The following is an 8,288-nucleotide window of genomic DNA, read 5'->3' as shown; positions in this document are numbered from 1 at the left end:
TTTTTATTCAAGAAAAAATCTTGAATAAAGAATGTATTAAGATTATTCTTAATATGAAATATGCCTAATAATTTAGACATATAGGCCCATTAACCATCAGGTTATTGTGCCAATGATAGGGGTGTAGCTCCAACGGCAGAGCAGCGGATTCCAAATCCGCGTGATGGGAGTTCGAATCTCTCCACCCCTGCCAATTTTTAATAAATATCAAATCAAAGAAACAGATTTAACTTTAATTAAAATTTAAGTTATAATCCTGTTCATCTTGTAGGGGTGTAGCTCCAACGGCAGAGCAGCGGATTCCAAATCCGCGTGATGGGAGTTCGAATCTCTCCACCCCTGCCAATTTCTTCTGTAAATCTTCATGATATGGTTATCCAATGAGTAATTTTTCACGTTATTACTTGCAGCAAATGGGTATCACATTATGGCAATGTCATAAGCCTGAACAATTCCCACATCTCGCTAGTCAAGCTGAAAAAATAGCACTGCCTAAGCATTGCCAAATTTTAATTGTCGCTAATGATAAACTTGCTCCGCATAATCAATTTATTAACCAGATCTTGCGTACATTGCAGTTAGAATTAAATCAAAGTCATATCATCACAGAAGAACAATTGAAGTATTGTTACCAAACACCTGAGTGGATTTGGACGATTGGCTGTAAGCAATCTGAGCTCGCAGCAAAAAAACAACTCTCATCACCTCATCTAGATGTACTGTTACATTCTGCTCAAGCGAAAAAGCAGCTTTGGCAACAAATCGTCGGTTATATGTAATCTGTTATAATAACGGGATCTTGAATGCCAAAAATTATGCCTCTAACACCTGAGCACTTACCTTTAATCCTAAAAATAGAAACAGCAAGTCATGCCTTTCCCTGGTCAGATAAAGTCTTAGCCAGTAATTTTGGTGCTCGATACTTTAATTTCATATTAGTTAAAGATGAGCAAATCGTAGGTTATTACTTTGCCAATCAGGTAGCAGGGGAAGCCAGTCTACTTAATATAACCGTTGCGCCAGAGCAGCAAGGTAAAGGTTACGGTAAACAGCTTATTAACCACCTGATTCAACAGTGCCAACAGCAAGAATTGTTTCAATTATGGTTAGAGGTTCGTGAATCTAATCATGGTGCTTATCATTTGTATCTAAATACGGGTTTTAATGAGGTAGATCGCCGCGTTAACTATTATCCTGCTGCCAAAGGCAGAGAGGATGCGATCATGATGTGCTACATAGTTTAGAAACAAGACAGGGTGATTCTTTGTTGTTTTTACTATAGCTAACTCTTATTATTTGTATACTTATTCCTGATTAATTATTACTATTCGTGATTATTTACCCAAGCGTTTCGAAGTCGTTTGGAGATATTTGCGTTTAATTCTATTTATGGATAATCAGAGAAGCTAATGACACAACATTTAGTAAACAGTTTTAGAGTTAAATTTGCAGCACGTAAAGCGACAACTGCGATTCGCTTTAAAGAGCAAGGTGAATGGCAAGATATCAGCTGGTCTGCGTTACTTGATAATTCAGATCGCGTTGCCAAAGCGTTGTTATATCTCGGCAGTGAAGTGCAAGCTAAAGTTGGTATCTTTGCCAACAATCGCCCTGAGTGGAGCTTTGCAGATTTAGGTATTTTAGCTGCCCGTTGTGTCACCGTTCCTATTTATCCTACCAATACCACTGAACAAACCCGCTATATTGTTAATAATGCCGATATTGATTATCTATTTGTCGGTGCTCAAGAGCAGTTTGATAAAGCCCTTGAACTATTAGCCAAGAATGACTTAAAGTTGATCATAGCGCTGACGGATGCCATCGATTTAAAAGGTGAAGTTAATGCTATGCACTTCGCTGATTTCATCAAGCAAGGTGATAACGCGTCCGATGCTGAATTTGAGCGACGACTTGCTGATGCCAAGATGGATGATCTGGTTACTCTTATCTACACATCTGGTACAACAGGTCAGCCGAAAGGTGTGATGCTTGATTACACTAACTTTGCCGCGGCATTTACTAGCCATGACAAAATGATTGAGGTGTCGGAAGCCGATACTTCAATTGCATTTCTGCCATTAAGTCACGTGCTTGAGCGCAGTTGGTCTTTTTATCTGATGCATTGCGGTGCGACCAATGTGCACCTCGAGAACCCTAAATTAATTATCGATGTCATTGCCGAAGTGAAACCCACACTACTTGTTGCTGTGCCACGCTTATATGAAAAAATATACAGCACTATCCATAGCCGGTTAGAATTGGCATCGACAATTAAGAAGGCATTGTTTAGCTGGGCGACGAAAGTCGGTTTAGCATATTTCACAAAAATACATAATAACCAACAACCATCATTTTTATTAGCTAGTCAGCATAAGCTCGCCGACAAGCTTATCTTTTCTAAACTCCGTGGTATTCTTGGTGGCAACACTCGATTTTTACCTTGCGGTGGAGCCAAAGTTGATCCAGATATCAATAAGTTCTTTCAATCTATTGGTATTCAGTTACAAGCGGGTTACGGCATGACAGAAACAACCGCGACGGTTTGTTGTCATCGTGGTACTGGTTATGACTTCGGCTCCATTGGTTTACCATTACCGGACATGGAAGTGAAAATAGGTGCTGATAACGAGATATTAGTGCGTAGTGATACGGTAATGAAGGGTTATTACAAGATGCCTGAAGAAACCGCAAAGAACTTTATTGATGGTTGGTTGAAAACCGGAGATGCGGGTAAAATTTTAGCGAGTGGTGAAGTGGTAATGACGGAACGCATTAAAGAGTTAATGAAAACCTCAAATGGCAAATATATTGCTCCGCAGTTGGTTGAGGGCACATTGAACAAAGATCATTTTATCGATCAGGTCGCTATTGTTGCCGATTCCCGTCATTTTGTTAGCGCCTTAATAGTGCCGTCATTTGAAGCGCTAGAAGAATACGCCAATTCGATTAACCTGCAGTTCTCAAGTAAAGCTGAGCTATTACGCCATAGCCATATTGTCACTATGTTTGAGAAACGCTTGCAAGAGTTACAAAGTGAATTGGCTAATTTTGAAAAAGTAAAAAAATTCAAATTACTTAATCGTGAATTTTGTATGAAAAAGGGTGAAATCACGCCGACTATGAAATTACGTCGTAAAGTGATTGAAAGTGAATATAAAAAAGACATTGATGAAATGTATAACAGTGATAAAAAGTAATTACTGTTAAGAATAAGAATAAGAATAAGAATAAGAATAAGAATAAGAATAAGAATAAGAATAAGAATAAGAAATAGAAAAGGGAGCTAATTAGCTCCCTTTTTAGTATTTACGCTTACAATTTGTTACTAGCAGTATTTACTAGCAGCAATAAGTAGCAGTCTATTACGACTTACTTAAATTGTGTTTGTAGCGGTGGTAATACTTGTTTTTTACGGCTTACAACATTTGGTAAGTCGATAAGTTCGCCAACGAATGTACCGCCTAGTGTTTCTGCTACTAGTGTACTTTCTTCACTTTCGATTAAAGCAATAGAGTTCAGGTTAGTAATATCAGTTAATAATACTAATGCAGTGTGGTAACCGAATTCAGCTTTATATTTAACAAGTTCAGCTTGTAACTCTTCTTTACGTGCTAGCGCAGAATCAATGTTAGTGATCTCTACTTGTGCAATTGAGAAGTCTTTTTCACCAATTGTGTAAACTTTAAGGTCACGTAAGATAAGTTCTTCAGACGGTACTGCTGCAATATCTGATTTAGCTGCAAATTGAGCTGTAACGAAAGCATCAATATCATCAATACCCGCTATTTTAGCCACTTCGTGTGCTGCATCAATATCGATCTGTGTACATGTCGGAGAGTTGAAGTGTACTGTGTCACTTAAGATTGCACCTAACATCATAACCGCAACTTTCTGGTCGATTTCGATATTGTGGATCTTATACATGTTGTAAACAATCGTGTTTGAACAGCCACAAGCCCAGATCCACGCTTCAAGTTGCTCGTCAGTTTCTACATCACCGAGTTTGTGATGATCAACAATACCGCGAATTTTAGCTTGGCGTGCATCTTTTGGGGCTTGGTTGAAGTCAGAGTAATCAATGATCCAAACTTCTTCACCTGCAATTGATGTACGGATTTCAGGGCACGCTAGACCAGCTTGTTCAAGCAGGAAAAGACCTTCTGCATTCGGTTCGCCTTGCATAATTGGTGTTACTGTTTTGCCATCGCGTTTTGTTAAAAATGCAGATAGAGAGATTGAGCCTGCTAAGCTGTCACAATCAGGGTTTGTGTGTCCTAGTACTAACATCATTGCTTCCAAATTAATTATAGGTTTATGGATTAAAGAACATAATAGTGATCTCGGTTAAGCTGTGCAACCTTATCTGTCCGATCTCCGCATTATTTCCACGGATTATTTACGCTTTTATATCGACTATTATTCATTATTTAAGTATAACATCACATTTTTAATGTGATCATAAACACATACTCAGACAATTAGTCGGTAATTCTGATATGAATCAAGCAAACGACTATTTTGTGGCGAAATGACGTGACCTTGATTGTATCTGTTACTAAGACGATTATAATTGCGTGATCTAATTAACACTTTAAGGCGGTATAATGCAGCACAGGGCTCATCTTTTTTCGTTACGTATTGCACACGCATTACGTGAGTCGTTTAGTCGTTCTGACTATAACTCGGCTAAATTCGGAAAAGATTTATTAGCAGGTATCACTGTTGGTATCATTGCTATTCCTTTAGCCATGGCGCTTGCGATTGCCAGTGGTGTTGCACCTCAGTATGGACTCTACACGGCAATTATTGGCGGTATTGTGATTGCAATATCAGGTGGTAGTCGTTACAGCATTTCCGGACCCACTGCCGCTTTTGTTGTTATTCTTTATCCCATCGTTCAGCAGTATGGTTTTGGCGGCTTATTATTAGCAACGATAATGTCGGGACTGATCTTAGTTATCATGGCGGTATTACGCCTTGGGCGTTTTATTGAGTACATCCCAGAAGCAGTAACGCTAGGTTTTACTGGGGGGATCGCGGTAGTGATTGCTACATTGCAGTTAAAAGACTTTTTTGGTCTGCCCATTGAGTCTTTACCGGAACATTACTGGGATAAATTGTCGCTCTTAGCTCATACTCTGCCACAATTACATTTACCGAGCTTTGCTGTCGCAGCCTTTACGCTTGCTATCATGCTCGCTTGGCCAAAATTAAAAACCGTGGTACCAGCTCATTTACCTGCCGTTATCCTCGGCAGTTTATTAGCGCTGGGATTAAATGAGTGGGGGATGGATATTGCCACGATTGGTAGTAGCTTCCATTACTTATTAGCAGATGGAACTCAAGGTGCCGGCATTCCACCCTATTTACCTACCTTTGAGTGGCCTTGGTTACAAGCAGGCGCGAATGGGCAGTCATTAGTGTTAAGCTGGAAATTACTGTCGGACCTATTACCTGCTGCATTTGCGATTGCCATGTTAGGGGCGATTGAATCCTTGCTGTGTGCCGTGGTGCTTGATGGTATGACAGGTAAGCGCCATAGTGCCAATAGTGAATTGTTGGGTCAAGGTATTGGTAATATCGTGGTGCCGTTCTTTGGCGGCATTACAGCTACAGCGGCTATCGCACGTTCTGCTGCGAATGTTAAAGCCGGAGCGCAAACACCGATATCAGCCGTGATCCATGGTTTAGTGGTGCTGGCGAGTCTAGTGTTACTGGCACCATTATTAGCTTATTTACCTATGCCGACGATGGCGGCGCTATTACTCGTTGTTGCTTGGAATATGAGTGAAGCAGGTAAAGCGTTACATTTATTAAAAACGGCGCCAAAAAGTGACCTTTGGGTTTTTGCTATTTGTTTTTCGTTTACTATCTTGTTCGATATGGTACTCGCTATTACGGCGGGTATTTTATTAGCTGCAGTGTTGTTTATGAAAGAAATTGCGGAAATGGTTAAAGTGACCGACATTACCGATAATAAACGTATTGTCACCGTTAATATTCAGCCTGGCTGGCGAGTATTTAAAATTAATGGACCGTTATTCTTTGCTGCTGCAGACCGAGTATTTTCGGAGTTAGCAGACAAAACCAGTGAAGTTGATGGTTTTGTCCTGTATTTAGATGCAGTGCCTTTACTTGATGCCGGTGGTTTAGCGGCTATGGAGCAGTTTATTAAAGAATGCCAAATTTATAATACCCAAGTTATATTCTGTGACCTGCAATTTCAACCATTAAAAACCTTAGCAAGAGCGGGTGTGCAACCGATTGGTGGTGTGACTTCTTTTAGTCCGACATTGCATGAAGCATTAACTGAAATTGGCAACTATTAATTGCAAGCCGACCTTGTGTCTTATCGTTATTTCAGCGAAAATAGCGCCCATTAGATTTAACCCAATGAGAAGACTCATTCATGTCAAATAGCATTCTTGAGCAAGAGGTGTCGAAAAGACGTACTTTTGCGATTATCTCGCATCCCGATGCTGGTAAAACAACCATTACCGAAAAAGTACTGTTATTCGGGAACGCATTACAAAAAGCCGGTACTGTAAAAGGTAAAAAATCGGGTCAGCATGCTAAATCTGACTGGATGGAAATGGAAAAAGAACGTGGTATTTCGGTGACGACATCGGTAATGCAGTTCCCGTACCGCGACTGTCTGGTTAACTTACTGGATACACCAGGACATGAAGACTTCTCGGAAGATACCTACCGTACCTTAACGGCGGTAGATTCATGCCTAATGGTCATTGACTGTGCAAAAGGTGTAGAAGCACGTACTGTTAAGTTAATGGAAGTTACACGTCTACGTGATACGCCAATTATTACCTTCATGAATAAAATTGACCGTGATATTCGCGATCCAATTGATTTGATGGATGAAGTTGAAGAAGTATTAAAAATTGCATGTGCACCCATTACTTGGCCGATCGGCATGGGTAAAGAACTAAAAGGTATTTACCATATTTTACGTGACGAAGTGGTCATGTATAACAGCGGTCAGGGTCATATGATCCAAGATAGCCGTGTGATTAAAGGTATTAACAACCCTGAACTTGACGAAGCGCTTGGTGATTACGCCGCGCAGTTACGTGACGAGATGGAGCTTGTTGAGGGGGCTGCGAATAAATTCGATTATGATCTATTCATGGCGGGCGAGTTAACACCGGTATTCTTTGGTACCGCCTTAGGTAACTTCGGTGTTGATCATGTTCTTGATGGTTTAGCTGAGTGGGCACCAACGCCACAGTCTCGTGAATCTGATGTACGTACTGTTGAACCAAATGATGAAAACTTCTCTGGTTTCGTATTTAAGATCCAAGCTAATATGGATCCAAAGCATCGTGACCGTATTGCTTTTATGCGTGTTTGCTCTGGCAAATACAGTAAAGGCATGAAAATGAAACACGTGCGTCTAAATAAAGACGTGAGTATTTCTGATGCAGTGACCTTTATGGCTGGTGACCGAACTCAAACGGAAGAAGCCTACCCAGGTGATATTATTGGTTTACATAACCATGGTACGATCCAAATTGGTGATACATTTACCCAAGGTGAGTCACTTAAATTCTCTGGTATTCCTAACTTCGCGCCAGAAATGTTCCGTCGTATTCGTTTGAAAGATCCACTTAAACAAAAGCAATTGCAAAAAGGCTTGATTCAATTATCTGAAGAAGGTGCTGTGCAGGTGTTCCGTCCGCAACGCTCAAATGATTTAATCGTTGGTGCGGTTGGTGTGCTACAGTTTGATGTAGTTGTACATCGTTTACGTAGTGAGTATAAAGTGGATGCGATTTATGAAGGCATCAGCGTTGCGACAGCACGTTGGGTTGATTGCGCTGACTCACGTAAGCTAGAAGAATTCAAAAAGAAAGCATGGGACAATATTGCCTTAGATGGCGGTAATAACTTGACGTATATCGCGCCGACTATGGTGAATTTACGTTTAGCACAAGAGCGCTACCCTGATGTTACTTTCCGCGAAACGCGTGAGCATTAATTAATATTGGGCAGTGAAACAAGCTGAAAACTTTACCTCTTAAGAGGTGAGGTTTTTTGGGAACGTTATTTCTACTTGTGAACTGCTTTTTTTTGTTAAATTTAAGCTATTGATTTATAGTAATACTTTTTTAGTTTTTAACTTTTTCGTGATTTTTTGTGATTTAGGTCTCATATGTTGGGATTTTTATTTTTAAATGATGTACACTACGTCAGCCTTTTTATGTGGCTTCGCTCATCAAGAGACTTTGAGCAAAAGACCACTAATTTTGCGCACGAAATACTATATGTGG

6 protein-coding genes and 2 tRNA genes are annotated in these 8,288 nt (G+C 40.1%); 7 read left to right on the top strand and 1 reads right to left on the bottom strand.

Features of this window, described 5'->3' with window-relative positions:
* Positions 1 to 117 precede the first annotated feature (117 nt).
* The 5 genes from CXF93_RS18915 (at position 118) to CXF93_RS18895 (ending at position 3,197) form a co-directional block, all read left to right on the top strand.
* Positions 118 to 193: transfer RNA gene (locus CXF93_RS18915), tRNA-Trp, on the top strand.
* A 76-nt stretch (positions 194 to 269) separates the two neighbouring features.
* Positions 270 to 345 (top strand) — tRNA-Trp (locus CXF93_RS18910).
* 35 nt (positions 346 to 380) lie between these two features.
* Positions 381 to 779, top strand: a complete 399-nt coding sequence (locus tag CXF93_RS18905; RefSeq protein ID WP_101064063.1) for a DNA polymerase III subunit psi — start codon at positions 381 to 383, stop codon at positions 777 to 779.
* Between the two features lie 24 nt (positions 780 to 803).
* A complete protein-coding gene (rimI, locus tag CXF93_RS18900) occupies positions 804 to 1,244 on the top strand; it encodes a ribosomal protein S18-alanine N-acetyltransferase (protein ID WP_101064062.1) in 441 nt (146 codons plus the stop codon).
* A 165-nt stretch (positions 1,245 to 1,409) separates the two neighbouring features.
* The gene (locus CXF93_RS18895) at positions 1,410 to 3,197 is read left to right on the top strand and encodes a long-chain fatty acid--CoA ligase (protein ID WP_101064061.1); all 1,788 of its coding nucleotides are present in this window, start codon (positions 1,410 to 1,412) and stop codon (positions 3,195 to 3,197) included.
* A 172-nt stretch (positions 3,198 to 3,369) separates the two neighbouring features.
* Here CXF93_RS18895 and CXF93_RS18885 read toward each other — a convergent pair whose 3' ends face one another.
* A complete protein-coding gene (locus CXF93_RS18885; RefSeq protein ID WP_101064060.1) occupies positions 3,370 to 4,287 on the bottom strand; it encodes a manganese-dependent inorganic pyrophosphatase in 918 nt (305 codons plus the stop codon).
* A gap of 317 nt (positions 4,288 to 4,604) precedes the next feature.
* Between CXF93_RS18885 and dauA the strand changes: the two genes are divergently transcribed.
* A complete protein-coding gene (gene dauA, locus CXF93_RS18880) occupies positions 4,605 to 6,329 on the top strand; it encodes a C4-dicarboxylic acid transporter DauA (protein ID WP_101064059.1) in 1,725 nt (574 codons plus the stop codon).
* Positions 6,330 to 6,409: 80 nt separating this feature from the next.
* Entirely contained in the window at positions 6,410 to 7,996 is a 1,587-nt protein-coding gene (gene prfC, locus CXF93_RS18875) for a peptide chain release factor 3 (RefSeq protein ID WP_101064058.1), read from the top strand.
* Positions 7,997 to 8,288 lie beyond the last annotated feature (292 nt).

Source organism: Moritella sp. Urea-trap-13 (assembly GCF_002836355.1).
Taxonomy (GTDB): Bacteria; Pseudomonadota; Gammaproteobacteria; order Enterobacterales; family Moritellaceae; genus Moritella.
Note: the sequence above shows the minus strand (reverse complement) of the source record. Positions and strands in the feature narration are given on the sequence as shown.

What these genes read in the sequence shown, in the direction of transcription:
- CXF93_RS18895 (WP_101064061.1), top strand. Translation starts at nt 1,410, where the DNA reads ATGACACAACATTTAGTAAACAGTTTTAGAGTTAAATTTGCAGCACGT.
- CXF93_RS18905 (WP_101064063.1), top strand. Translation starts at nt 381, where the DNA reads ATGAGTAATTTTTCACGTTATTACTTGCAGCAAATGGGTATCACATTA.
- dauA (WP_101064059.1), top strand. Translation starts at nt 4,605, where the DNA reads ATGCAGCACAGGGCTCATCTTTTTTCGTTACGTATTGCACACGCATTA.
- prfC (WP_101064058.1), top strand. Translation starts at nt 6,410, where the DNA reads ATGTCAAATAGCATTCTTGAGCAAGAGGTGTCGAAAAGACGTACTTTT.
- CXF93_RS18885 (WP_101064060.1), bottom strand. Translation starts at nt 4,287, where the DNA reads ATGTTAGTACTAGGACACACAAACCCTGATTGTGACAGCTTAGCAGGC.
- rimI (WP_101064062.1), top strand. Translation starts at nt 804, where the DNA reads ATGCCAAAAATTATGCCTCTAACACCTGAGCACTTACCTTTAATCCTA.